Consider the following 24,855-nt stretch of genomic DNA (forward strand, 5'->3'; position numbering starts at 1 on the left):
TTGGGCACCACCACAATCGAAGGGTCTGGAATGACCGCCACCCCCCTGAGTAGTTCCCAGGGCGCAGGCCGCGCCGGGGATAAGATCTTTTCCGGCGCCGCACTTGCCGCCGGGTGCCTCATCCTCGCCGTCCTGTTCGGCGTGGCAATTTTCCTTGTTGTCCAGTCCATTCCGGCACTGACAGCACCTGCCGCCGAGATCCAGGGCGGAGCAGGCTTCTTCGCCTACATCTGGCCGATTGTGATCGGTACCCTCATCGCGGCCACCATTGCCCTGGTGATCGCCACCCCCGTCGCCATCGGTGTGGCACTGTTCATCTCGCATTTCGCACCGCGCGGGCTCGCCAACGGCCTTGGCTACGTGGTTGACCTCCTGGCCGCCATCCCGTCCGTGATCTACGGAGCCTGGGGCGCAGCGTTCCTCGCCAAGGAGATCTCCCCGGCATACAACTGGCTTGCCGACAACATGGGCTGGCTGCCCATCTTCCAGGGCCCGGCGTCGGCCACCGGCAAGACCATCCTCACAGCGGGCATTGTGCTCTCGGTGATGGTCCTGCCCATCATCACCTCCCTGAGCCGCGAAATCTTCCTGCAGACCCCCAAACTGCACGAGGAAGCCGCCCTGGCACTGGGCGCCACGCGCTGGGAAATGATCAAGATGTCGGTCCTGCCGTTCGCCCGTCCGGGCATCATCAGCGCCGTTATGCTCGGCCTGGGCCGCGCACTGGGAGAGACCATGGCCGTGGCCCTGGTGCTCTCCTCCGGCGCCCTGACCGCCAGCCTGATCACCTCCGGAAACCAGACCATTGCCGCTGAAATCGCCCTGAACTTCCCTGAAGCCAGCGGCCTCAAGGTCAGCACGCTGATCGCTGCCGGCCTGGTCCTGTTCGTCATCACGCTGGCCGTGAACATGGTGGCCCGCTGGATCATCACCCGGCACAAAGAATTCTCGGGAGCCAACTAAATGTCCTCCACTCTCACTCCCGTCCGCAGCAAGCGTTCAGCCCTCACGAAGGGCCAGCTGCCGTCCTACGCGCCGTACATTGTCCTGGCAGCCGCCCTCATCCTCGGTGCGGCAGTCATGGCACTGATCGGTTTCAACGCCTTTGGCTGGGGAATCGTCTCGGCACTGCTCTTCGCCACCGGCCTGGTGAGCTGGAGCGGCGTCGTCGAAGGTTCACGCAAAGCCAAGGACAAACTGGCCACCTGCCTCGTGGTCGGTTCGTTCCTGATCGCACTGCTGCCCCTGATCTCGGTGATCTGGACAGTGCTGGTCAACGGCATTCCCGGCCTGATCGCCCCCGGATTCCTCACCAGCTCCATGAACGGCGTCACGGGCGTCTACGACAACAGGGCCGTCGAAGAAGGCGCCCCCGTCATCGGCGGCATCTACCACGCACTGGTTGGCACCATCCAGATGACGGTGGTTGCCACCGTCATCTCCGTGCCTGTGGGCCTCCTGACGGCCATTTACCTGGTGGAGTACGGCAACGACGGCCGCCTGGCCCGTGCCATCACGTTCTTTGTGGATGTTATGACAGGCATCCCGTCCATCGTCGCCGGCCTGTTCGCCGCGGCCTTCTTCTTCGCGGTAGTCGGGCCCGGCACCAAGACCGGCGCCGTCGCCGCCGTCGCACTTTCCGTGCTGATGATCCCCGTGGTGGTGCGCTCCAGCGAGGAAATGCTGAAGATAGTCCCCAACGAACTGCGCGAAGCAGCCTACGCGCTGGGCGTACGGAAGTGGCGCACCATCATCAAGGTGGTCATCCCGACGGCGATCTCCGGCATCGCATCCGGCGTCACCCTCGCGATCGCCCGCGTTATCGGTGAGACCGCGCCCATCCTGGTCACCGCCGGTTTCGCCACCAGCATCAACAACAACGTGTTCGGCGGCTGGATGGCGTCACTGCCAACGTTCATCTACACGCAGATCCTGAACCCCACATCGCCCGCCAACCCGGACCCGTCCTCGCAGCGGGCCTGGGGCGCTGCCCTGGTGCTGATCATCCTGGTGATGGTCCTGAACCTCGGTGCCCGGCTGATCGCCAAGATTTTCGCCCCCAAGACGGGCCGCTAAAAATCTTTCCGGCAGGCCGTTCCGGTCCCCGCGACCAAACCCTAGACTTCAATCCGTACCCCCAGCAAGTGAAGGAACATCATGTCTAAGCGCATCGACGTCAAAGACCTGAACGTGTACTACGGCGATTTTCTGGCCGTGGAGGATGTCAGCATCGCCATCGAGGCCAAATCAGTGACGGCCTTCATCGGCCCCTCAGGCTGCGGAAAGTCCACGTTCCTGCGCACCCTGAACCGTATGCATGAGGTGCTTCCCGGCGCCCGCGTTGAAGGTGAAGTCCTGATGGACGGCGACAACCTTTACGGACCCGGCGTTGACCCCGTAACCGTGCGCTCGCAGATCGGCATGGTGTTCCAGCGGCCCAACCCGTTCCCCACCATGTCCATCCGGGACAACGTCCTGGCCGGCGTAAAGCTGAACAACAAGAAGATCTCCAAGGGAGAGGCTGACGCGCTGGTGGAAAGCTCGCTGCGGGGCGCCAATCTGTGGAACGAGGTCAAGGACCGCCTGGAGAAGCCGGGTTCCGGCCTGTCAGGCGGCCAGCAGCAGCGTCTCTGCATCGCCCGCGCCATCGCCGTGCAGCCCCAGGTGATCCTGATGGATGAGCCGTGTTCTGCACTGGACCCGATCTCCACGCTGGCCATCGAGGATCTCATCAACGAGCTCAAGGATCAGTACACCGTGGTGATCGTGACGCACAACATGCAGCAGGCCGCCCGCGTCTCCGACAAGACGGCGTTCTTCAACATTGCCGGCACCGGCAAGCCTGGCAAGCTGATCGAATACGGGAACACCCAGAACATCTTCAGCAACCCCACGGTGAAGGCCACCGAAGACTACGTCTCCGGCCGCTTCGGATAGTCCCCACCGGCTCCCAGCCTTCGCAAGCTCAGGCAGGGGCCCTCGCCGGCGTGGGCCCACCACCGCCGCCGCGCACCCAATCGACTGCTCCGTAAGCGCCCTTTTGATAGCTCAGAAGGGCCCCTACGGAGCAGTCGATTCCGTGTTTAAGCCAGGGGCGAGAGCGCCAGCGCGAACACAAAGGCCAATGCCGCAGCAGCGGCGGGTGTGAGGACCCAGAGCCCCAGGATCTGCAGGACCAGCTTCCGGTTGGTGACCGCGAAGTGCTGGTTCTCGCCGGCGCCCAGTACGGACGCCGTCACCGTGTGTGTTGTGGAGAGGGGGGCCTGAAGCGCGATGGCCCCCACAAAAAGCATCACGGCGCTGAACGTCTGGGCCACCGAGCCCCGCAACGGATCAACACGGGTGATTTTGTAGCCGATGGTGTGCGAGATCCGCCAGCCGCCGAACAGGGTTCCGGCTGCAATCATCACCGCGGACAGCAGCGCCACCCACAGGGGGATGCTGTCGCCGTCGGCGTAGCCTGCGGCGACCATGGCAAGCAGCAGCACAGCACCCACCCGCTGGCCGTCCTGCAGGCCGTGGCCGAAAGCGACAGCGCCGGCAGCGATGGCCTGGCTGCGGCGGAAGCGCTGGTTGACCACATGGGGCTGGGTGTGGCGTGCCGCCCACGTGACCGGGAAAACCATCAGGTACGCGCCCACGTAGGCGACGATGGGCGAGAGCAGCAGTGGCAGGAGCACCTGGACCACCAGGGAACGGTCCACTCCTCCCACTCCCACACCGCCCACGGCGAGGCTGGCGAGGCCCGCACCAGCCAGTCCGCCCACCAATGCATGGGTGGACGAGGACGGCATCCCGTGCCACCACATCAGGAGGCCCCAGGCGCAGGCGCTGGCTACACCCGCCATCAGGATGCTCAGGCCGCTGAGCCCGTCCGGCAGGTGGATCCACGTGTGGCTGATGGCGACCACCACGGTGGCGCTCAGCAGGGCGCCCAGCAGGTTGAAGAAGGCTGCCAGCAGCACGGCCACGCTGGGAGTCAGGGCCCTGGTGCGGACAGCCAGTGCCACCGCGTTGGGGACGTCGCGGAAGCCGTTGAGGAACGCGAACGCCGCGGTGATCAGGACCACGGCGCCGAAGACGAATCCTGTCACGTCAGGATTCCTTGACGATGATGCTGCCTACCTGTGTGGCGATGCGGCGCATGTCCTTGGTGACTTCCACGAGCTGGTTGGCGACGTCGCGGTTACGGGAGTACTGCGCCCACTTCATCTCCTTGATCATGTCCGCCACCCAGACCCGGTGCGTCCGTTCTGCACGTTTGGCGAGCCGTAGGATCTCGATCCAGTAGTCCTCGAGGTCATCGAGGTTGTTCAACCGGCGCATGGCCTCCACGGTGAGTTCGGCCTGCCTGCTGATGATCTCCAGCTGGTCCGCGGCACGCCGGGGCAGCCGGTCCAGCTTGTATAGAGAGACGAGTTCCGCCGCGCCATCCAGCTTCTCGATGGCTTCGTTAAGGAACCGGGACAGCGAGTACATGTCTTCACGGGGGAGCGGGTTTACGAAGCTCGTACGCATATGGGTCAGCAGGGCGAAGTGCAGCTCACCGGATTTGGCCTCGTGGTTATGCATGTCGTCCACCAGCTTGGCGTGCTCAGCGGCGGGGACGCCCAGGATCTCGGCCATGGTGGCGCTTGCGTGCACAATTTGCTGGGCCATCTGGGACAACAGGGTCAGCCCGGCGGGCTCCTGGGGAAAAAGGCTCAGCTTCACGTTGGGTTACCGGTCTCCGGGTGATCTACTGGGTCGGGGGCCGCCCACTTGTGACTTGACGCAGGCCAGCAACTGGTGTTGATTCTACCCGGCCCCTGCCCGCGGCCTGTAAACAGGCATAAAAATGGTGCCGAACCGGATACGCCTCTCGGCGGTAGGCCGCTCTAGGCGGCTAAATGTTGAAGCCCGGGGGTTTCGCGGTTCGACACCAGTTTCAGTGTTCTACGTCGGCTGGCTCAAGTCAACATTGACAGATCGGGTCTGCTGCGTCAGTCGAGCTCGCCCAAACGCCACGCATTGGCCGCATGTTCGAGGTCTTCAGCGGTTTTCACGAGCTGATGGGAGTTGCGGGTGAGCTTGCTCGCGTGGGCCTCATTGCCGTGTTCGGCACCGTCGGCGAGGGTCGCCTGGCCAAGCGCCACTACGCGGCAGAAAGCGGCGGAGCGTTCCAGCGCGACGTCGAACTCGCCGTCGAACGCGCCCGAGAGAATGGCGTCCGCCATGGCCCGCATTTCCTCGGCTCCGGGCGGTTCGGCAGCGCCGGCCACCACATGGGAGACCTGGGCGGTGTCTTTTCCTGCGCGGAAGTAGACCGAGATCCGTTCCGGGTCCTGGACGGTGGCGGCGCGCAGTGCGTAGAGCCGCCAGAGGGCGCCAGGCAGCGACCGTGCGGGGCTTTCGGCCCACATCTCGGCGATGGCTTCCAGGCCCTGTTCGTCCGTCAGTTTGACCAGGCGTTCCGTGATCACGGGATCGTCACTGTCGCGGCCGTGGCGGACCAGCGCCTGCGCCGCGAGGTGTGCCGCCTCCGAGACGCGCGCAGGATCCGGGCCGCCGGCGAACGGTTCAAAGTCGATGGGTGCGAACGGCTTCGGTTTGTGATGCCGGTTGGCGCCGCCGTAGTGACTGGGTCCTGCTTGCTCGCTCATGCCCCCACGCTACTCCTGTGCCGCACGGGAAATCGAGTACTTCCCCGTAGCCAGGACGCAGGTGGCCGTGGCTGCGAAACGCTGGGGAACTGGAAGCGTACGACGGCGGCACGCACCTTGGGTGACCTGCGCGTGGCATGTGCGTGCAACGCGGGTCCGCAGGTGAGGTAGAGTATTTATCGTCCAGAAATGGACTGGGCTGATCGGTCGGTAGACCATCAGTTGGGGCCTTTAGCTCAGTTGGTAGAGCATCGGACTTTTAATCCGTGGGTCGTGGGTTCGATCCCCACAGGGCCCACCCGCGCGAAAGCCCGGAGACACACTGTCTCCGGGCTTTCTGCTTTAACCCTTCACCTGCTTTGACCTGCTTGGCCCGACGCTCAGGTCAGGCTCCGGCAGGCAGGCAGGTCTCAGCTGAGCGACAGCACCAGATAGAGCGCCGCCAGCACCAGCGCGACGGGCGTCATCGTGAAGCGCTCAGGCCGGCTGCGCGAGATCCCGTTCATCACAACGCCCACGGCAAAGTAGGCCGTAAGCACCCAGGCAGCCACGTCCGTGAAGGTCCCGCTGATCAGGGGTGCCGCCAGCCCCGCCCTCGCCAGGGCAATATAAGCGAACAGCGCATACAGGACGATGGACACCGCGCTGCCGATGCGGAGGTTGGGTGGCAGGACCTTGTGCTGGCCGCCCCAGGCCAGATGCCCCAGGGGAGCACCAGCGATCAGCGCTGCCTGGAAAACGGCCAAGGCACCAAGGATGACAGTGGCGAAAATCGCACATGCTGGAACCAGAGCTAACACCCGGGCAGCGTCTTAGTGTTCGAAATGCGTGCGGGGTGCTCCACCCGGCAGCTTCTCCAGGATGCCCTCCGCCACCTTTCGCAGCTTGAGGTTCCGGTGGCTGGACGCCTTGGCGATGATGGCAATAGCGTCGTCGTAGGAGCACCGGTTCTGCGCCATGATCACCCCACACGCAATGTCAATGGACGTCCGGCTTTCGAGGGCCGACTGCAGGTCTGATGCCCTGGTGCTGGTGGTCTGCAGTTCCAGGACCAGCATGAGGCCCCGGGCCGCGAGGTCCGCGAAATTCCGCGCAGCGGCGATGACGTGAAGCGGAAACGCCTGGGCACCCGGCGCGAAGAAGGCGAGGGCTGCTTCCGCTCCGTCATCGAGCCGGAGCCGCAGGCCAAGAACACTATCGAACCCGGCGTTTTGCAGATGCGGCCGGTACCGCGCCCAGCGGAAGTCCGACGTGACGTGGTTCATGGCCACGGTCCCGTTACCGGCCAGGGCTTCGGTCAGGGGACCTTCGCCCGCTTCCTGCTCCAGCCTGGCGAGTAGTGCTGCCTCCGGGCTTGTGCCAGCGGTGGCGGGGATGTTTTTGACCCTCTTTAACACGATGGCGCATTCAACGGGTGAGTCCATGAGGCCGGCCAGGGTCTCCGAGGCCGTGCGGGTCAGGATCTCGAGAGAATCGGCGAGGCTTTTCGCCCCGGTAGCCAAGTCAGGGATAAAACCGGCGGTGCTTGCCGGGCCACTTTCAGTCCCTGCCCGCGCCGGGCCCGGGACCTGGCTTGGAAGCGTTGCCGGATGTCCGGTCGCGTGCTGGGTCTGATGCGTCGGACGCCGGGCCGCCGAAGCGTGTGCCGGGGAAACCTGCGATGTTGAATACTTCATGGCCGGCTTCCCCGGAATTGCAGGGCCGGTCCATTCATCACGGGAGCTGCCGGAAGATGGAAGGCTGACCGCCAAACCATGGGGATAAGAGGGCCGGCGACGGCTGGGGGAGAGGCCTTGGTCTCGAAGACCTCCTCGTCGCCGGCCCCGCTCAGTACCCGGGCCCGAAGGCACGGGAAAACGTGGCTGCTAAGTCCTGTATTCATTCCTGCTCACACCCCCTAGTGAGACATCCAACGCAGTGAGATAGCGAGTGTTGGCTCTAAGACGAAGGTAGTGGGGGCGGGGTCCCGGGCAAACGCGTATTCGGTACTCGTATTTGAGATTAGGTAGTACTTGGTTTCGTGGACCACCGTTCAAGTTTGAGCTTCAATTTGTGATCGGTTCCGGGTCCCGGGATGGCTCTCTGCCGTGTCCCGGTGGTTCATGACGCAGGCAGTCCGAGGTGGAAAGATAATGGCCATGGAACTGCACATCACAGGTGACCCGGCTGCCGACCAACTGCTCACTGACGACGCGTTTGCGCTGCTGACCGGCATGCTGCTGGATCAGCAGGTGACCATGGAATCAGCGTTTGCCGGCCCCGAAAAAATCCGGGCACGGATCGGATCCATAGATCCGGCAGCCGTGGCCGCGTACGAACCGGAAGCGTTCGTGGAGGTGTTCAAGGAACGTCCTGCGGTCCACCGGTATCCCGGCTCCATGGCGGCGCGCGTCCAGGCGCTCGCCCAGGCCGTGCAGCGCGACTGGGACGGCGATGCCACGCTAATCTGGACCAAGGATGCACCCGACGGCAAGGAAGTGCTGCGCCGGCTGCAGGCGCTGCCCGGCTTCGGGGAGCAGAAGGCCAGGATTTTCCTTGCCCTGTTGGGCAAGCAGTGCGGGTTGGAGGCGTCCGGATGGCGCGAGGCCGCGGGCCACTACGGCCAGGAGGACGCTTTCCTGTCGGTTGCCGACATCGTGGATCCGGGGTCGCTCGCCAAGGTGCGGGCCAGCAAACAGGCAGCGAAGGCGGCGGCAAAGGCTGCGAAGGGCTGACTGCCGCATGACCGGCGTTTCAGCCGCGGCGCGCCCCGTACCCGGCTGGCTCAGCCAGTTCTGTAGTCTGAGGGCGTGATGCGATCAGCGGTCATTATCGGCGCGGGAATCGGTGGCCTGAGCACGGCGCGGGCCCTGAAACGTCATGGCTGGTCGGTAACGGTCTTCGAACAGAGCGGAGCACTGCCGGAGACAGGCACCATGCTTGGTATGTGGCCGGCCGCGCTGCAGGCCCTGGGCGACCTTGGCGTCGTCGAAGCGTCACGCCGGACTGACGGCTGGGCGCACATTGCTGCCGGTGCCTCAACCCGGCTGTGGACGCCGGCCGGACGCACGCTGCTCACGGCGCCCGGCGGAGCGGACCTCCATCTGGTTGCCCGGCCGGCACTGCTCTCCGCCCTCGCCCAAGGCGTGGACATCTCCTTCAACACTCAGGTTGTTGACCCGGAACAGGTCAGCGACGCCGACCTTGTGGTGGGTGCGGACGGCACGTTCAGCCGCACCCGGCAGCGGATTTTTGGTGCCGGCTTCAGTGCACGGCCGCTCGGATCTGTGGCCTGGCGGGGAACGGTGCAGGGAGCGGTTGCCGAATATGGCGAGACCTGGGCTCCCGGCGCACTCTTTGGCATCACACCGGCAGGCCCCCACGCGACGAACTGGTACGCCAGCGTCCGCTCCGACCGGACATTCGCCGGACCGCACCTTCCGCACCTGCAGGGGTATTTCGGTTCCTGGCACCGCAGTGTGCGGGAGGTGCTGGACAGGATCGACGAGGACGCGATTTTGCATCACGGACTCTTCGAGACGCCGAAGCTGCCCTCCTTCGTCAAGGGAGGAACAGCGTTGGTAGGTGATGCTGCCCACGCCATGGCGCCCTTCCTTGGCCGTGGTGCCTGCGAAGCCATCGTGGACGGGGCAACGTTGGGGCGGTGCGTGGGGCAGGCATCCTCTCTCGAAGCGGGCCTTGCCGCCTACGACAAAGCCCGCAGGAAGCGAACGCAACGGCTGGTGCTGTCCTCGCGCCTCATGGGCCGCTTCGCCATGCTCGGCACCGGCGCAGCACCGCGCAACGCCGCGATGGCCGCGGCCGGCTCCATGGCCAGGGTTATCAAACCCAAGCCGCGGAGCCAACGCTGACCATTCACCCAGGGCCAGGCCATCAGCTGATCATCAGCGCCTGCAGGGCATCGGCCAGGGTGCGTGCCCCTGTTTCAGCGTCCTCATCCACTACGTGTTCCTCGGGGGAGTGGGAAACGCCGCTAGGGTTGCGGACGAAGATCATCGCCGTGGGGAGGAAGGGCGCCAGAACGCCGGCGTCATGGCCCGCGCCGGTGTCCAGGATGGGTGCCTGCGGCAGGGCCCGCTGGAGGTCCTTTTGCAGGCCTTGATCGAAGTGCACGGTGCGGCTCAGCGACTCTTCCCGCAGCTCAACCCGGCAGCCCTCCTCGGCCGCAATAACCTGTGCCTGCAAGTGGATGCTCTGCACCACGGCAGCCGTCACGGCGTCGTCGGGATGCCGGACATCCAGCCAGAAATCAACACGCGAGGCGATGACGTTGGTCCCGCCCGGGACCGGCTGGAGCCGTCCTACCGTGGCCCGGGTGTGGGGCTGCTTCCGGGCGATGTCCCGCACAGCCACCACCATACGGGAGGCCGACACCATGGGATCGTGCCGGTCCGCCATCAGCGTGGTACCGGCGTGGTTTCCCTGTCCGTGGACGCTCAGGCGCCAGCGGCCGTGGCCAAGGATGGACGATGCGATCGCTACGGGCTGGTCCAGGTCGATCAGGCCACGGCCCTGCTCAAGATGCAGCTCCACAAAAGCACCGATTTGGCCAAGAAGTTCTTCATCCCGGCCAATGAAACGGGGGTCCAGTCCGTTGGCCTGCGCGACGTCCGCGAAGGTGGAGCCATCAGGATCCCGCAGGTTCCGGGCCTTGTCCGGATCGATGGCGCCGGTCATCAGCCGCGAACCGAGGCAGGCCACACCGAACCGCGAACCTTCCTCTTCCGGGAACACCACAACAGCCAGCGGACGCGTGGGAACAGCTATCCGGGCCTTGAGGATGTCCACTGCCACCAGTGCTGAGGCGACGCCGAGGGGCCCGTCGAAGGGCCCGCCGCCAGGCACCGAGTCCAGGTGACTGCCGGTGACCAGGCTGTTGCTGCGGTCCCCGCCAGGCACGTCCCACCAGGCCCAGATGGCGCCGTTACGGTCGGTTTCCACGGAAAGCCCGCGCTTCGAGGCCTGCTCGATGAACCAGGTACGCAGGTCCAGTTCCGCGGTGGAGTACACGGGCCGGGTGTAGCCGCCGCGGAGCGCGTCGGTGCCGGTGCCGGCGATGTCGGAGAGCAGGCCCGTTACCGTAGCAGCGGGAGTGGCAGCGGGAGCCGGGGCCTCGGCCAGGTGAGTGGTTTCGGTACGCGGCGACATCAGCGGGCCCCCAACTCTGCGTGGGTCAGCTCTGCATTGCGCAGCCCTGCGTGGCTCAACCCTGCGCGGCTGGCCTGGGATGCGAGGCGGAACTGATCCGGGACCGGCCCTGCGCCGGTGGCAAGGTCTGCGGCGAGCCGGCCGATCAGCGGGGCGAATTTGGCGCCGTGCCCGGAGCAGGGGGAGAGGATGGTGATGCCGTCGGCGCGGTCGAGGATGAAGTCCTCGGTAGGTGTGTTGGTGAACAGGCAGGTGGTTTCGGCGTACGGTTCCGGGACCAGCCCGGGCAGGTACTGCTCCACGTAGTCGATGACCCGACGGCGGTTGACGGGGTCGATCTGTCCGTCCTGATCCGCCGCGGAGGAAAGGATTTTTCCGCCGTTGTATTCGGCGACCTTTTGGCCGCGGAACCCTGCGTCGCGGCCGCCGGGGAGGCCATAAGCCTGCCAGCCCGCACGTTTGTGAATGAAGGTGGGCCACGGTGACGCGCCATGGTCCGTCCCGTCAGCGTAAGGGAAGTGGTAGGCCTGTTCCTGGCGCACTTCAAGCGAGGGCATTCCGGCCAGGAAGGCTGAGGGCAGTGACAGCGATCCGAGCAGCTGCGGAAGCCAGCCGCCGGCGGCAACAACCACGTTAGCGGCCCGGAGCGAACGTCCGTCCGCGGACGTCAGGAGGTACCCGCCGTCGGACGCGGCTATCGAGGTGACGGCCCAGTTGGTGTACAGCGCGGCGCCGTGCGCCGCCGCCTGGTCAACCATGGCGGCGACGGATTCGTGGGCGTCGATGACGCCGGCGTCCGGGTGCCAGAGCACCCGGGTGTCGAAGGCGATCTGCGGCCAGCGGCGGTTAGCCTCGTCGGCGCTGAGGAGTTCGTGGTCGATGCCGCGGGCCGCCAGCACGGCGGCCAAGCGTTCGGGCTCACGGATGGCGCCGTAGTCCACGGCGCCCGTCGGGGTGATGAGTTGTTTGCCGCTGAGGCGTGCCAGTTCGTCCCACCCGGCCTTCGCCTCCTGGACGAGGCCGGCGTAGAACTCTTCCGGGTAGGCGTAGCGGAAGATCCGGGCAGAGCCGTGGGAGCTGCCGGCGTCGTTAGCGGGAGTTGAGCGTTCGAGCAGGGCAACGTCGTGGCCGCGGGCGGCGAGATGCCAGGCAGCGGCAGCTCCGGAGAGCCCGGCGCCAACAACGGCGTATTCAGTCGATTCCATGGGTGGCTCCTTGGTACGGGACGGGCATTGGGGTGGCTGCCCTGGGACTACATCCAGTAACTCATTCGCAAAACGTGCCCGTCCAATTCATTTGACTAGTAATTATTGGCGTCAATCGAAAGAATCATGATGGAACTCCGGCAACTTCGGTACTTCCTCGTCGTCGCCGACGAGCTGCATTTCGCCCGCGCCGCGGAGCGCCTGCACATGACCCAGCCGCCGCTGACGGTTGCCATCCGGAGGCTGGAACGTGAGCTGGGGGTCCAACTGTTCGACCGGACCACCCGCAGCGTTGCGTTGACCGCCGCCGGGCAGGCGTTCAGGGAACGGGTCCAGGCTGCTGTGGCGGACCTCGACGACGCCGCAGGGGATGTTGCCGACGTCGTCGCCGGAAAAAGCGGCAAAATCAGGGTTGGCTTCGTCAGTTCGGCGAGTTACACCGCCGTGCCCGAAGCAATCCGGGCCTTCCGGCAGCAGCGCCCGCGCATTGACCTGGTGTTGAACCCGCTCACCAGCGGAGAGCAGATTGAGCAACTGCTGGAGGGGAACCTGGATCTCGGCCTGATCCGGGATCCCGGTGACGTCCCCGGGCTGAACCTCGAACTGCTCAGCACGGAGGACCTGGTGGTTGTCCTGCCCGAATCCCACCCTTTGGCGGCAGCGACCGAAATCCGGCCCCGGGACCTTGAGGGGGAGCCCATGATCCTCTTCCCATACCGGCTGATGCCCGGTTTCGTGGCGCGGGTCCTTCGCCTCTTTGACTCGCTGCCGACCCCGCCAAACGTGGTGCAGCAGGCCATCCACCAGGAAACCGTCCTGGGCCTGGTTGCCGCAGGACTGGGAATCTCCGTCCTGCCGGAATCGGTGCAGCGGTTCCAGATGCCCGGCGTCACCACGCGCCGCCTCGCGGGCAGGCCGCAGACCGAACTCCACGTTGCCCGGCCCCATGGCGAGTCGCCCGCCGTGGAGGAGTTTGTTTTGTGCCTCAGGGAAACCGTCCGCGCGTAAGGGGCTGTGCCGCCCGCCTTCGGTTCCTACACTGGATGGATGATCACAGTCAGCGGCAGCGTGGAAACCAAACTTTCTCCCGGGAAGGCCTTCGCCTTCCTCTCCGAGTTCGAGAACACAAGCGAATGGGACCCGGGCACGCCGGTGATGGACAAGCTCACGCCGGGACCGGTGGCAGTCGGTCACCGCTACCATGCCGAATCCGAATTCCGGGGTAAGCGTCAGTCCTTGGAATACGAAGTCATTGAGCTGACCGACAGCCACATCAAGCTCCGCGGCGAGAACAAGACTGTCACCGCGTTCGATTCCATCGACGTCAGCCCCTCCGCTCAGGGTTCGTTGGTCAAGTACACGGCTGAGTTCAGCATCAAGGGGCCGGCGAAGATCCTCCAGCCCTTCCTCAAGCCGGCGTTTATGTCCTTGCGGGATCCTGCGTTGAACGGGATCCGGGACACGTTGAATTCACTCGCGGCACGCTGAACAGCCCGCGGGCCGGCGGCGGAATGGCCGCCATCCGGGGCACAGTGCTGCCCGGACGGCGGGCGCCCCGGGCGCTGCCGCCTGCCGTTAGGTTACGGACCCGGCAACGACCCTGAGCAGGCAAAGCACGCGACCCTGCAATAATCGGAACCGACAGTTGTCCGGGGGCGACGAAGGCCGCGGTTGACCAGGACGCAATGTAAGTTCAGGCCCATCACACCAGACGAGGCGGACATCCATGAAGGCTCCAGACCAGCAGTACGCTCAATTCTCCGGAACGCCGGCTCCGCCAGGCGACGGTGGAGCGGCCGGTCATGAGTCCGTGGACCAACAACTCCTCCAGCGCCTGGCCGATGCCCACGGCGTTGGCACCTCGTTTCACGGCTGGGACGGGCTGCCCCACAGCGTCGCCCCGGAAACCCTGGTCAAGGTCCTTGCCGCGCTGGGCGTCCAGGCGCACACCAACGGGCTGATCGAAGCTGCCCTGGCCGAGGCGGAACTGGCGCCGTGGCGGCGGATGCTGCCACCCGCCGTCGTGGTTCAACACGGCGATACCGCGCTGGTTCCGGTCCATCTCCGGGACGGTGCCACGGCCCGCGTGACAGTGCTGCCGGAAGCGGGTGAACCGGTGGAGGCGGCCCAGGCGGATGTTTGGGTTCCGCCGCAGGACGTGGACGGCGTGCCAACCGGGCGGGCCACGTTCTCTGTGCCGGAGGGGCTGCCGCTGGGATGGCATACGCTGCAGGCCGAGTCCGACGGCGTCACTGCCGAATGTGCGCTGGTGGTGGTCCCGGCGCGGCTCACCACAGCCGATTCCCTGGTAGAGCGCCGCGGCTGGGGTCTGGCCACGCAACTGTATTCCGTGCGCTCGAAGCGTTCCTGGGGCATCGGCGATTTCGCTGACCTCGCGGACCTTGCGGCGATCAGCGGCGAACGGGGTGCGGACTATGTCCTGGTCAACCCGCTGCACGCCGCGGAGCCCGTCCCGCCGGTCCAGCCATCGCCGTACTCGCCGTCCACCCGCCGGTTTTTCAACCCGCTCTACATCCGGGTGGAGGCGATTCCGGAGCTCGCCTATCTGCAGCCGCGCAGACGTGCCACGATCGACAGGCTGCAGGACCAGATCCAGGGCCTGAACAAGGATGCGGACCGGCTGGACCGGAACGCTGTTTTCGCCGCCAAACTCCAAGCCCTGGAGCTGCTCTACCACGCACGGCGCTCGCCGGCGCGGCAGGCTGCGTTCGACGAATTTTGCCGGATCTCCGGCCGCGGACTGGACGATTTTGCGCTGTGGTCCGCTATCCGCGAGGACCTCGGGCCGGAAGACCCGCTCTGGTCAGACCCGGACTGCGCCCTGGGGTCCCCGGCTGCCGAGGCCCTGCGCGGGAAGCTTGCGGACCGGATCGGTTTCCACCGCTGGCTGCAGTGGGTCTGCGACGAGCAGCTCGAGAACGCGCAGCATGCTGCCCGCACGTCCGGGATGCGGCTGGGCGTGGTGCACGATCTCGCCGTCGGTGTTGACCAGAGCAGCGCTGACGCCTGGACGCTCCGCGGTGTGCTGGCGCCCGGGATCAGCGTGGGGGCACCGCCGGACATGTACAACCAGCAGGGCCAGGACTGGAACCAGCCGCCGTGGCATCCTGCCCGCCTGGCCGAGGCCGGGTACGCCCCGTTCCGCAACATGCTGTCCACCGTGCTCCGGCACGCCGGCGGCATCCGCGTGGACCACGTGCTGGGCCTGTTCCGCCTGTGGTGGGTTCCGGCGGGCAACTCACCGCGCGACGGCGCCTACGTCAGGTACGACCACGATGCCCTGATCGGCATCCTGGCGCTGGAGGCCCAGCGTGCCGGCGCCGTGGTGATCGGCGAGGACCTCGGAACTTTTGAGCCGTGGGTTCGTGACTATCTGGCTGCCCGCGGCATCCTGGGAACGTCCATTCTCTGGTTCGAGAACGACGGCGACTCCCCGCTGCCGCCCGAACGCTACCGTCCGCAGGCACTCGCCAGCGTCAACACCCACGACCTTCCGCCCACTGCCGGCTACCTGGCGGGTGACCATGTGGCGCTCCGCAGCAGGCTGGGCCTGCTGGAACGCTCCGAAGCGGAAGAACGCGAGGAGCATGAGGCAACGTTGGAGAAGATGATGGGGCTGCTGCGGGAACGCGGGCTGCTGCCGGAGTCCGCCGGCGCAGACGGTGAGGCCGCTTCCGCCGGTTCGTCGGCAGCGGAGGAGCGCACCATCGTGGCGCTGCACCGCCTGCTTGCCCAGACGCCGTCGGCATTGCTCGGCGTGGCGCTGGTCGACGCCGTGGGGGAGCGGCGCGTCCAGAACCAGCCGGGCACCACCGAAGCGCTGTATCCGAACTGGCAGGTTCCGCTGGGAGATCCGGCCGGGAGGCCGGTCTACCTCGACGATCTTCCCGGCAACGCCAGGTTCAACACGCTCCTGGCGGCAGTGTCGGAGTCGCTGCGGAGCTGACTTCGGTCTGAACTGCCTGGCGCCGGCTCAGCGGGTGACTTCTTCGAGGAGTTCCAGCACGTGGCGGTACTGCTCACCCGTTGCCCTGGTCATACCCAGTTCGCAGGTCCGGTTGCATGATGCGTGCGCGGCAGCGCCCATGTCGGCCACCTCCGCGGCCTGCTTCCCGGTTGCCGATGCTGTCAGTTCGGGGTGCAGCATTCCCCTGTCCCCGGCAAACGCGCAGCAGCCCCAGTTTTCCGGAACCTCCACGCGCTCGGCCACGGCGCCGGCGACGGCCCCGAGGGCATCGTTGAGGCCCATCCTGGTGGATGAACAGGTGGGATGGAGGGCAAGGGACTCGAGTTTCGCGTGGTCCGGAAGTCCGGGAAGGATCCGTTCGGCCGCGAAGTCCACGGCGTCCACCATGCGCAGCGGACGCTGCCCTGCGGCCGGCATGTCGGATTCGACAGCCTGGCGCAGGCCCTCGGTGCAGGAGGACGCGTCGCAGACGATGGGCAGCTCGCCGTCACGGGTTGCCTCCCGGAGGGCCGCCAGGGTCTTCTCCCGCATCGTTTTCTGGCCGGCCGCCATGCCTTTGGAGGACCACGGGGTGCCGCAGCAGAGCCCGTCGATGCCTTCCGGGACGAGGAGGGTGAGCCCGGCCCGCGCGCACAGCTGTTCGAAGCTGTACTGGACACCGTGTCCCTTCGTGTCCCGGGCCGTACCCGCGGGGCCGAACATGGTCCCTACGCACGCAGGGAAGTAGACCGCGTCCACGTCACCCGTCGGCGTCGGACGCTTCCGCACCGAACCGCCGCCCGGCAGTTCGGCGGAATACAGCGGGACGGTGTCCTCGCCGAGGACTGCCCGCGCAGCCCTGTTCGGCGGCGCGATGGCGGCCGCCGGCAGCTTGTTGACTACTGTCAAGGCAAGCGCGGCACCGCGGGTGACGCCTTCCCAGTGCTTGGCGGCGGCGTTCCAAGCCCCGTTGGCGACCGGGCCGGCATCGGCCTGCCGCAGTTTCTTGACGAGCGATCCCGTGTTGATGTCCACAGGGCAGGCGGTCTGGCACATTCCGTCCACGGCGCACGTGTCCACGGACTCGTACTCGTAGTCCTTTTCCAGTTCCTTGACCAGGGCGGTGTCCCCGGCCAGCCGCGCGGTTTCGATGGCGCGCAGCGTGACGATGCGTTGGCGCGGAGTGAGGGTGATGTCCTTGCTGGGGCACACCGGCTCGCAGTAACCGCAGGAGACGCAGCGGTCCACTTCGTCGGCCACCGGCGGCGCTGTCTTGATGTGCCGCAGGTGCGCCAGCGGATCCTCGTCCATCAGCACGCCGGGGTTGAGCATCGCGGCGGGGTCGAAAAGCTGCTTGATGCGGCGCATAACGTCGTAGAGCTCTTCGCCGTACTGCCTGCGGACATAGGGTGCCATGACGCGCCCTGTCCCGTGCTCCGCCTTCAGGGAGCCGCCCTCGGCCAGGACCAGGTCCACCATGTCTTCGGTGAAGTCGCTGTATCGCTCCAGTTCTCCGGGGGTGGCGAAACCGTCGGTGAGCATGAAGTGGACGTTGCCGTCCTTCGCATGGCCGAAGATCACGCTGTTGTCGTAGCCGTACTTGTCGAAGAGCCGGATCAGTTCCCGGCAGGTCCGGCCCAGCACCGGAACGGGGACCACAATGTCTTCCAGCAGTGCGGTGGTGCCCTGGGGGCGGGCACCGGCGACAGATGCGTACAGGCCCTTGCGCAGCTGCCAGAGCTGCCCGCGTTCCCGTGAGTCACCGGTAAACCGGGCGGCCGCGGACAGCCCGAGGCCCGGGAGGATGCCCTCACCTGTCCCTTGGAGTTCCGCCAGCTGCCCGGCGCTGCCGGCGGAGTACTCCACGAGCAGGGCGGCGTGATCCCGGACTGCGAGGTCCTGCACGACGGCGGGCGTTCCCTTGAGTGTTTGGCCCACCTTCAAGGACAGCGCGTCCATCAGTTCGATGGTCGCCGCCCCCGTTTCGACGAGGGCGGGCAGGGCGGCGTTGGCGGCCTCAAGGTCCGGGAACACCAACAGGCCGGCGGCGGCATGCTGGAGCCGCGGGATGGTGCGGAAGACCGCCTCCGCCACAAAACCCAGGGTGCCTTCGCTGCCGACGATCAGGTGGGCCATGATGTCCACCGGGCTCTGGAAATCCAGCAGGGAGTTCAGGCCGTAGCCCATGGTGTTTTTCATGGCGAACTGTTGCCTGATCCTGGCGGCGGAGCCGGCATTCTCCCGGACCCGTCGGGCCAGCCGGGCCAGGCCTTCGTAGAGTTCCGGTTCAAGGGCGAGGAGCCTCCGGTCCGCATCCGGCGCTCCGGTGTCGATGACGGTGCCGGAGGGCAGCACCACGGTCAACGACCCCAGCGTCCGGTACGTGTTGTCCACGGTTCCGCAGTTCATTCCGGAGGAATTGTTGGCCACAACGCCGCCGATGGTGCACGCTGCCTCACTGGCGGGATCCGGGCCGAACTTCCGGCCGTGGCGTGCCAGCCTCGCGTTGAGCGCCCGGACGGTGACGCCGGGCTGCACGCGGACCCGTGCGCCGTCGTCGAGCACCTCGACGTCCCTGAAGTTGCGGCGGACGTCCACCAGGACGCCGTCGGTGACCGCCTGTCCGCTCAGGCTGGTTCCGCCGGAGCGGAACGTCAGCGGCACGCCCTGGGCGGCGCTGGCACGCAGCAGTGCGCCGACTTCGGCAGCACTGCCCGCGGTCACCACGGCCTGGGGGATCAAGAGGAAGTGGGAGGCGTCGTGGGCGTTGGCGTGCAGGTCGATTGCGCGGGTCTTCACCTGCGCGGGGTCCTGCACCGCCCCGCGGAGGGCTGCCAGATCGAGGGGAGCCATCAGGGCACCATCCAGCCGAGGACGGGGGTGGACTGCAGGAAGATCAGAACGGTGATGAGTGCCAGCAGGCCGAGGCTCCAGCCGATCAGCTTCCGGAAAAGTGTTCCCTCGGCGCCGTCAAGTCCCACCGCAGCGGAGGCCACGGCCAGGTTCTGCAGCGACAGCATCTTGCCCATCACCCCTGCGGAGGAGTTTGAAGCGGCCATCAGGACAGGGGAGAGGCCGGTTTGCTCGGCTGCCGTTGCCTGCATCTGGCCGAACAGGGAGTTCGAGGAGGTATCGGAGCCGGTGAGTGCCACGCCGATCCACCCGATCAGCGGGGAGAGGAGGGCGAAGAAGCCGCCCGCAGAGGCAAGCGCAAAGCCCAGGGTGGTGGTCTGGCCGGAGAGGTTCATGACGAAGGAGAGGCCAAGTACGGCTGTGACGGTGACGATTGTCCAGCGCAGCTGAACCAGGGTGTCCCGGTAGATGCGGAAGCCTTGGGATGCCGTGATCTTGTACAGCAGCATGGTGAGCAGGCCCGAGAAAAGCAGGAGGGTGCCGGTGGCCTTGAGGTGGTCCAGCTTGAACTTCGTGGCGGCGATGGGCTTGCCGGCTGAGTCTGTGATGTCCAGTCCGGGCCAGGCGAACGTGACGGTGCCGACGTGGCTCAGCCAGGCCTTGACGAACGGAATCTGGGCCACTGAGAACACCGCGATGATGATCAGGTACGGGGCGATCGCCATCCAGATCTGCCGCGGCTCGGGCCTCGAGTTATCGCTGGGTACACCGTTGTCAGTGGGCGCAGCGCTGCCCGGTGCGGGCCGGCCGGCAGCGTGTTTTGCGCTGACTCCGCTGGCTGAACCGCCGACCGAATCTGTGCGGGCACCGACGGCGGCTGCCTCCGCTGCTTCCGGTGCAGTCTGCACCGCTCCGCCGATTCCGACGGTTTCCTTCGGTTGCCACACTTTCAGCATCAGCAGCACGGCGGCCACTGTTACCACGGCGGCCACAACGTCAGTGAGTTCCACGGCGAAGTAGTTGGAGGTGACAAACTGCGCCGCGCCGAAGGCCACACCTGCCACGAGGGCCACGGGCCAGGTCTGCTTCACGCCACGGCGACCGTCCACGATGAACACCAGCAGCAGGGGAACGATCAGGGCGATGAACGGCGTCTGGCGTCCGGCCATGGAGGACAGCTCATTCAGCGGCAGGCCCGTGACGCCGTTCAGGGCGATGATCGGTGCGGCCATCGCCCCGAAAGCCACCGGAGCGGTGTTGGCGAGCAGCGACACAATGGCCGATTTCAAGGGCTTCATGCCGGCAGCCATCAGCATGGCGGCAGAGATCGCCACGGGTGCCCCGAAGCCGGCCAGGGACTCCAAGAGTGCGCCAAAGCAGAAGGCGATCAGGATGGACAGGATCCTGAGGTCGTTCGAAATGGAGCGGATGGTGCGCCCTAGTACCTCGAACCATGGCGTGGCCACGGTGAGCCGGTAGATCCACAGCGCGTTGATCAGGATCCACAGGATGGGGAACAGGCCATAAAAGATGCCGGCCGCGGTGGCGCTCAAGGCTTGGTTGACCGGCATCTGCCAGCCGACGACGGCCAGAACGAGGGACAGGGCGAGGCCGGCAAGGGCAGCCACGGGTGCCTTGACCTTGAAGACGCCCAGAAGGACGAAAAGAAGTACGAGGGGAAGGGTCGCGCAAAGGGCTGAAATCACTAGGGACCCGGCGATGGGGTCGAGGATCTGCTGAAACATGTGTCTCCAGATTGTGTTAGGCGTCACAACACCGTGGCGCCCTTCGATTGTCTAACAAGTACACATGTAGGTCAAGTGCCTTTGTTGATTTGTCTGGCAGGATTAGATGACCGGATGGAACTTTTGAGAGGGGCGCACATGGCTGGGCGCATTGCAGCAGTCTCAATCGTCGACGCGATCGCTGCGGATCTGCGGAGCCGGGTCTTCTCGGGTGAGCTGCGTTCGGGGGAAGCGCTCACTGAGACAGACATCGCCACGTCCTATGACGTGGCACGCCCCACCGCCAAGGCCTCAATTGAGAAACTCGTCGCGGAGGGACTGCTGGACAGGGGCACGCACAAAACCGCGCGGGTGGTGGAACTGGGGCCGGAATCGGTGCGGGATATCTACCTTGCCCGCGCATATCTGGAGAGCGAAGTGCTGCGCCGGCTGGCGCGATCACACGAGGTGCCGGAAGAGGCTGTCCAGGCGAACCGGGACATCGCGGCATTAAAGACCGGGGCGCCCCTGGATGTCGTGGAACCTGACATGCGCTTCCATACGAGCCTGATCGACGCTGTGGGCAATGAGCGCATCAGCCGCATGTACCGCTCGCTGGTGGGCGAAGTGCGGCTATGCATGGTCCGCGTCCAGTCGCTGCACCTCCTGGACACTGAACTCATCCTGGCTGAACACCGCAGGATCCTGGAACTGATTGAGGCAGGCGAGGGCGAGGCTGCGGCCCAACTGCTTGATGAACACCTGGGCCGCGCGCGGGAGCGCCTCGTCGCTGCCATGGGCGGAACCCCTGGTCCCGAGGCAGAGCAGCCCTCCGAACTGCAGCCCCACTAGGACGTACACGAAGTGACCGGAGCACAGCATTGCGGGGCCCCTGAACCTTAGTTCCCGACCATCCAGGAACTGCCGCCAGAGACCCCGCAATGCGGGCTTGCCAAGCGCCCGGTGACGGTACAGCTAACCCGCCGTCATCAGGTGCGTGACGTGGTCGTACCGGAAGGTGACAGCGCCGCCGTCGTGCTCATAGAGAATGTCAGCCCCGGGCGATGCGCCTCCCGCCCCGTAACTGATGCCCCAGGAACGGTTGAGGGCAGCTTTGAATGCGTAGCTGCCGGCCGCAAGGTTGGAAACCGTCAGCTTCCAGACGAGGTCCTCCTTGTCCAAGGTGAGCTGGGCCTGGTCACATGCAGGATCCCAGTCCGAAAGGCAGCCCATTTCCCCGTTCATGCTTCCCGGTACGGACACTGCCGCCGGCTGGTCCGAGGCATAGACGGCGCTCATGATGTGCGTTCGGTTGTCATACCTGAACGTCACATCACCGCCGGGGTGGTCCAGGACGATGTTGCTTCCGCCCAGGGCGCCGTCGGCACCGTAGCTGGAGTTCCAGGATTGGTTCAGCACCGCCTTGTACTCGTACTGGCCCGGGGAAAGGTTGACTGTGAGCCGCCAGATCCTGTCCGCCGGGTCCAGGGTCATCGCAGCCTCTGCACAGGTTTCATCCCAGTCCTTCGGGCAGCCCAGGTCCTTGTTGAATGATCCGGGAACAGTCACGGAGTCCGGTTGGGGAGCATCGCCGACAATCACCGTCCGCGGTTCGCTGACCACGTTGAATCCGGGCCCGGTCATCGTGGCGCGGTACCGGACCTCGGTGCCGTCTGCGGGTTCCAGCGGAGCCAGGTTGTCCGTCAGCGAATACACCGGTGAGGAATCGTCGGTGCCAACAGCTGTCCATTCTGCACCGTCCACGCTCCGTTCAAAGGCCACCACGTGGCTGGCCTTTTCCGGATCTGCAGTAGCGCTCAGCTCCACAGTGCCTTCCACGTTGCTGCCTTCCAAGGGCTTCTGCATGGTCAGGACGGGCGCCGGAACGGCTGCTTTCCGGGGCTGGCTCGGGGCGGTGTGGCCGCCGTTGTCCAGCACTGTGGCGCGGTACTCAATGGCCGTACCGGCGTCCAGGGCCGCCACGTCGTGGAACACCTGGTAAGGCGCGGTGTCATCGGTGCCGATCGGAACCCAGCCGCCGCCAGCTGTCTTCGCCTCGAAGGTGACCTCGTAGAACGACGAACCGCCGACGTCGGCCGTTACCTTGATCCTGCCGTTGTCCGCGGGTGCCGCGGCAGGCTGCTGGAGTACGACGGCGGGGGCTTCCTTGGAGTGCGGAATGCGGCCGGACGATTTGTAAACCACCGCTGACAACGGCGGCACGGTGACGTTCAGTTTGCCGTCTGCGGCCGTCTTCACGTCATTTGCCGCGTCGCCATAGATCCTCGTGTAGTTGCGCTTGCCGATGTAGGTGGGAATTTCGGCAGACTGCGGCTGTTCGCTGTTATTCAGCGCCACCACGTATTCGCGCTGGTCCTCCGCGTCAGTGCGGGAGAACGCGTAGATGCCGGTGCCTTCGGAGGCGTAGCGATGCTGATGCGCGCCATCGCGGAGTGCCGGGTGTTCCTTGGTCACGGCCGCGAGTTGGCTGATCGTCGAGTACAGCGGGTGGCTGGCATTGAAGTTGTCGACGGCGTGGGTGGCATCGGTGCCGAGCAGGTCGTCATCGAGGTACTCCGGCACCTGGCTGGCGAAGAGCGTCTGACGTGCGTCCTGGTCGCCGCCGGGACCGGTGAAGCCCTGTTCGTCGCCGTAGTAGATCACCGGGTTGCCGCGGGAGAAGTACATCAGCTCGTGCGCCAGCCTGTCCCGGGCCACCTTTTCGGCGTCGGTGGCGTCGGCGTTGTCCGTGGCGATGAAGTGGCCGATCCGGCCCATGTCGTGGTTGCCCAGGAAGGTGGGCAACTGGTAGACATTCGAATCGGCGTCGGTGTACCAGTCGTCTCCGGCGAAGAAGGTCTCCAGGGTTCTGGCGTCCTGGCTCTTGGAAGCGAAGCCGCGGGCCGCGTCCTGGAACCGGAAGTCCAGAATCGCCTGCATCTGGTTGCTGGTGTCGAAGACCTCGCCGAACATAAAGAATTCGTCCTTGCCCTGGGCCTTCGCGTAGCTGAGCACTTCCGGGCCGAATTCCTGCCAGAACTCATCATTCACGTGCTTCATGGTGTCGATCCGGAAGCCGTCCACGCCGAAGTCGCGGATCCACGTCTGGTAGATCTCCTCCATTCCGTCCACCACCTTGTGGTGTTCAGTGTTGAGATCATCCAGGCCAAAGAAGTCGCCGTAGTAGGAGTCCTCGCCCGCAAAGGTGGTGTCGCCGCGGTTGTGGTACAGCGTTGGATCGTTCAGCCACCCGGGGACTTTGAGGTTTTCTTCGCCCACGTCGAGGACGGGTTCGTAGGGAAATGATGTCTTCGGGTCGAGTTTCGGGAATTTCTTGGAGCCTGCGTAGTCGCGGTCGTCGAACACCTCACCGGCTGCCGTCCTGTAGGGCTTGGTGTCCTTGGAAACGTAGGGTTGGCGGGCTCCTTTCGTATAGCCGATGACGTCTGCCGTGTGGTTGGTGATGATGTCGAAGTAGACCTTCATGCCACGCGAGTGGGCCTCGTTGATGAGCTTTTTCAACTCATCATTGGTGCCAAGATGCGGGTCAATCTGCGTGAAGTCGGTGACCCAGTAGCCGTGGTACCCCGCCGAATTGTCCTCTGGCTGGACCGCCTTATTCTTGAAACTGGGCGTCAGCCAGATGGACGTGGTGCCCAGGCCCTGGATGTAATCGATCTTGTCCAGGAGCCCGGTGAGGTCACCGCCGTTGTAGAAGCCCTTTTTAGTGGGATCGAACCCGGACACCATAGGGTCCGGACCCAGCCCGCCGTCGTCGTTGGCGGTGTCGCCGTTGCTGAACCGGTCCGCCATAACAAAGTAGAAATTTTCGTCCGTCACCGGGGCGCGGAGTGAGTGGACGGCCGACGACGGGACGGGCTTCTGTGGATCCGGGTCCTTGGGGCCGGGCGCCGCCTGGGCTGGAAGCGCCACTGCCGAAAGGGCCAATGCTGCCGCCAGCACCACGGCAGCTGTGCGAAGCAGCTTGGTCCGGGCCAATGCGGTGCCGGGCGGTGCGGGATGATGCGGTCTGGTTCTCAGATTGCTGTCGAGGCGCGGGGTGGTGCCTCTAGGGGTGCGTGGATTCACGTCAGGAGACCTTCCTGGTAGCGACGATGCTTTTCAGGGTTTTGAGCGGCTGCTAATGGATGGTGATAATCGGTTTGTGTTGGACAGGATCCACGCAATCCCAGCGATTGCTCGGTGGACCACGCCAAACTGTAAGCGCTTGCACACAATAAATCCAGTCTTTTTAGACCGTCCCAAACGCGCTATGGTCCGCATAACATGGGGTCCATGGCGGGCTGCCTGGACCA

Annotated in this window: 19 protein-coding genes and 1 tRNA gene; 10 read left to right on the forward strand and 10 right to left on the reverse strand. The window is 65.5% G+C overall.

Annotation, left to right across the window (positions count from 1 at the left end; genetic code table 11):
- Positions 1 to 30 precede the first annotated feature (30 nt).
- The 3 genes from pstC to pstB all read left to right on the forward strand — a co-directional run bounded on the left by pstC (position 31) and on the right by pstB (position 2,937).
- Positions 31 to 963: a phosphate ABC transporter permease subunit PstC gene (gene pstC / locus IDT60_RS01405; RefSeq protein ID WP_191080607.1), complete on the forward strand. Its 933-nt coding sequence runs from the start codon at positions 31 to 33 to the stop codon at positions 961 to 963.
- Complete coding sequence (pstA, locus tag IDT60_RS01410; protein WP_164202938.1) at positions 964 to 2,076, forward strand: phosphate ABC transporter permease PstA; 1,113 nt, start codon at positions 964 to 966, stop codon at positions 2,074 to 2,076.
- Positions 2,077 to 2,157: 81 nt separating this feature from the next.
- Positions 2,158 to 2,937, forward strand: coding sequence for a phosphate ABC transporter ATP-binding protein PstB (gene pstB, locus IDT60_RS01415; RefSeq protein WP_164202936.1), 780 nt, complete (start codon positions 2,158 to 2,160; stop codon positions 2,935 to 2,937).
- Between the two features lie 146 nt (positions 2,938 to 3,083).
- On the opposite strand, the gene IDT60_RS01420 is transcribed toward pstB, so the two are convergent.
- The 3 genes from IDT60_RS01420 to IDT60_RS01430 form a co-directional block, all read right to left on the reverse strand.
- Positions 3,084 to 4,094: an inorganic phosphate transporter gene (locus IDT60_RS01420; protein ID WP_191080608.1), complete on the reverse strand. Its 1,011-nt coding sequence runs from the start codon at positions 4,092 to 4,094 to the stop codon at positions 3,084 to 3,086.
- Position 4,095: 1 nt separating this feature from the next.
- A complete protein-coding gene (locus IDT60_RS01425) occupies positions 4,096 to 4,713 on the reverse strand; it encodes a DUF47 domain-containing protein (RefSeq protein WP_164202934.1) in 618 nt (205 codons plus the stop codon).
- Positions 4,714 to 4,982: 269 nt separating this feature from the next.
- Complete coding sequence (locus IDT60_RS01430) at positions 4,983 to 5,642, reverse strand: hypothetical protein (protein ID WP_164202932.1); 660 nt, start codon at positions 5,640 to 5,642, stop codon at positions 4,983 to 4,985.
- A 225-nt stretch (positions 5,643 to 5,867) separates the two neighbouring features.
- On the opposite strand from IDT60_RS01430, the gene IDT60_RS01435 reads away from it, so the two are divergent.
- Positions 5,868 to 5,940, forward strand: a tRNA-Lys gene (locus IDT60_RS01435).
- Between the two features lie 112 nt (positions 5,941 to 6,052).
- On the opposite strand, the gene IDT60_RS01440 is transcribed toward IDT60_RS01435, so the two are convergent.
- Positions 6,053 to 6,388 (reverse strand): hypothetical protein, encoded by a 336-nt coding sequence (locus IDT60_RS01440; protein ID WP_223883839.1) that lies wholly within the window; start codon positions 6,386 to 6,388, stop codon positions 6,053 to 6,055.
- 66 nt (positions 6,389 to 6,454) lie between these two features.
- On the reverse strand, positions 6,455 to 7,144 hold the full coding sequence (locus IDT60_RS01445; protein ID WP_223883840.1) for an ANTAR domain-containing protein: 690 nt from the start codon (positions 7,142 to 7,144) through the stop codon (positions 6,455 to 6,457).
- A 636-nt stretch (positions 7,145 to 7,780) separates the two neighbouring features.
- Between IDT60_RS01445 and IDT60_RS01450 the strand changes: the two genes are divergently transcribed.
- The gene (locus tag IDT60_RS01450; RefSeq protein WP_191080610.1) at positions 7,781 to 8,356 is read left to right on the forward strand and encodes an HhH-GPD-type base excision DNA repair protein; all 576 of its coding nucleotides are present in this window, start codon (positions 7,781 to 7,783) and stop codon (positions 8,354 to 8,356) included.
- A gap of 78 nt (positions 8,357 to 8,434) precedes the next feature.
- Positions 8,435 to 9,493, forward strand: a complete 1,059-nt coding sequence (locus IDT60_RS01455) for an FAD-dependent oxidoreductase (protein WP_223884016.1) — start codon at positions 8,435 to 8,437, stop codon at positions 9,491 to 9,493.
- A gap of 22 nt (positions 9,494 to 9,515) precedes the next feature.
- On the opposite strand, the gene IDT60_RS01460 is transcribed toward IDT60_RS01455, so the two are convergent.
- Entirely contained in the window at positions 9,516 to 10,790 is a 1,275-nt protein-coding gene (locus tag IDT60_RS01460; protein WP_191080612.1) for an allantoate amidohydrolase, read from the reverse strand.
- Positions 10,790 to 11,995: an FAD-dependent oxidoreductase gene (locus IDT60_RS01465; protein ID WP_191080613.1), complete on the reverse strand. Its 1,206-nt coding sequence runs from the start codon at positions 11,993 to 11,995 to the stop codon at positions 10,790 to 10,792. Before IDT60_RS01465 ends, IDT60_RS01460 begins: the two co-directional genes overlap by 1 nt.
- A gap of 126 nt (positions 11,996 to 12,121) precedes the next feature.
- Between IDT60_RS01465 and IDT60_RS01470 the strand changes: the two genes are divergently transcribed.
- From IDT60_RS01470 to malQ, 3 genes are all read left to right on the forward strand, one after another.
- Positions 12,122 to 13,003 carry a LysR family transcriptional regulator gene (locus tag IDT60_RS01470; protein WP_223883841.1) on the forward strand — a complete coding sequence of 294 codons (882 nt, stop codon included), beginning with the start codon at positions 12,122 to 12,124 and terminating at the stop codon, positions 13,001 to 13,003.
- Between the two features lie 39 nt (positions 13,004 to 13,042).
- Complete coding sequence (locus tag IDT60_RS01475; protein WP_191080614.1) at positions 13,043 to 13,483, forward strand: SRPBCC family protein; 441 nt, start codon at positions 13,043 to 13,045, stop codon at positions 13,481 to 13,483.
- 238 nt (positions 13,484 to 13,721) lie between these two features.
- Positions 13,722 to 15,962: a 4-alpha-glucanotransferase gene (gene malQ, locus IDT60_RS01480; protein ID WP_191080615.1), complete on the forward strand. Its 2,241-nt coding sequence runs from the start codon at positions 13,722 to 13,724 to the stop codon at positions 15,960 to 15,962.
- A 27-nt stretch (positions 15,963 to 15,989) separates the two neighbouring features.
- On the opposite strand, the gene IDT60_RS01485 is transcribed toward malQ, so the two are convergent.
- Positions 15,990 to 18,815 (reverse strand): FAD-binding and (Fe-S)-binding domain-containing protein, encoded by a 2,826-nt coding sequence (locus tag IDT60_RS01485; protein WP_191080616.1) that lies wholly within the window; start codon positions 18,813 to 18,815, stop codon positions 15,990 to 15,992.
- The gene (locus IDT60_RS01490) at positions 18,815 to 20,560 is read right to left on the reverse strand and encodes an L-lactate permease (protein WP_191080617.1); all 1,746 of its coding nucleotides are present in this window, start codon (positions 20,558 to 20,560) and stop codon (positions 18,815 to 18,817) included. Before IDT60_RS01490 ends, IDT60_RS01485 begins: the two co-directional genes overlap by 1 nt.
- Before the next feature lie 138 nt (positions 20,561 to 20,698).
- Between IDT60_RS01490 and IDT60_RS01495 the strand changes: the two genes are divergently transcribed.
- Positions 20,699 to 21,391, forward strand: a complete 693-nt coding sequence (locus IDT60_RS01495) for a GntR family transcriptional regulator (RefSeq protein ID WP_191080618.1) — start codon at positions 20,699 to 20,701, stop codon at positions 21,389 to 21,391.
- 123 nt (positions 21,392 to 21,514) lie between these two features.
- Here the strand turns inward: IDT60_RS01495 and IDT60_RS01500 are convergent, their stop codons facing one another.
- On the reverse strand, positions 21,515 to 24,538 hold the full coding sequence (locus IDT60_RS01500) for an alpha-amylase family glycosyl hydrolase (protein WP_223883842.1): 3,024 nt from the start codon (positions 24,536 to 24,538) through the stop codon (positions 21,515 to 21,517).
- Positions 24,539 to 24,855: the final 317 nt, after the last annotated feature.

It is taken from the genome of Pseudarthrobacter sp. BIM B-2242 (assembly GCF_014764445.1).
Lineage (GTDB): Bacteria > Actinomycetota > Actinomycetes > Actinomycetales > Micrococcaceae > Arthrobacter > Arthrobacter luteus_A.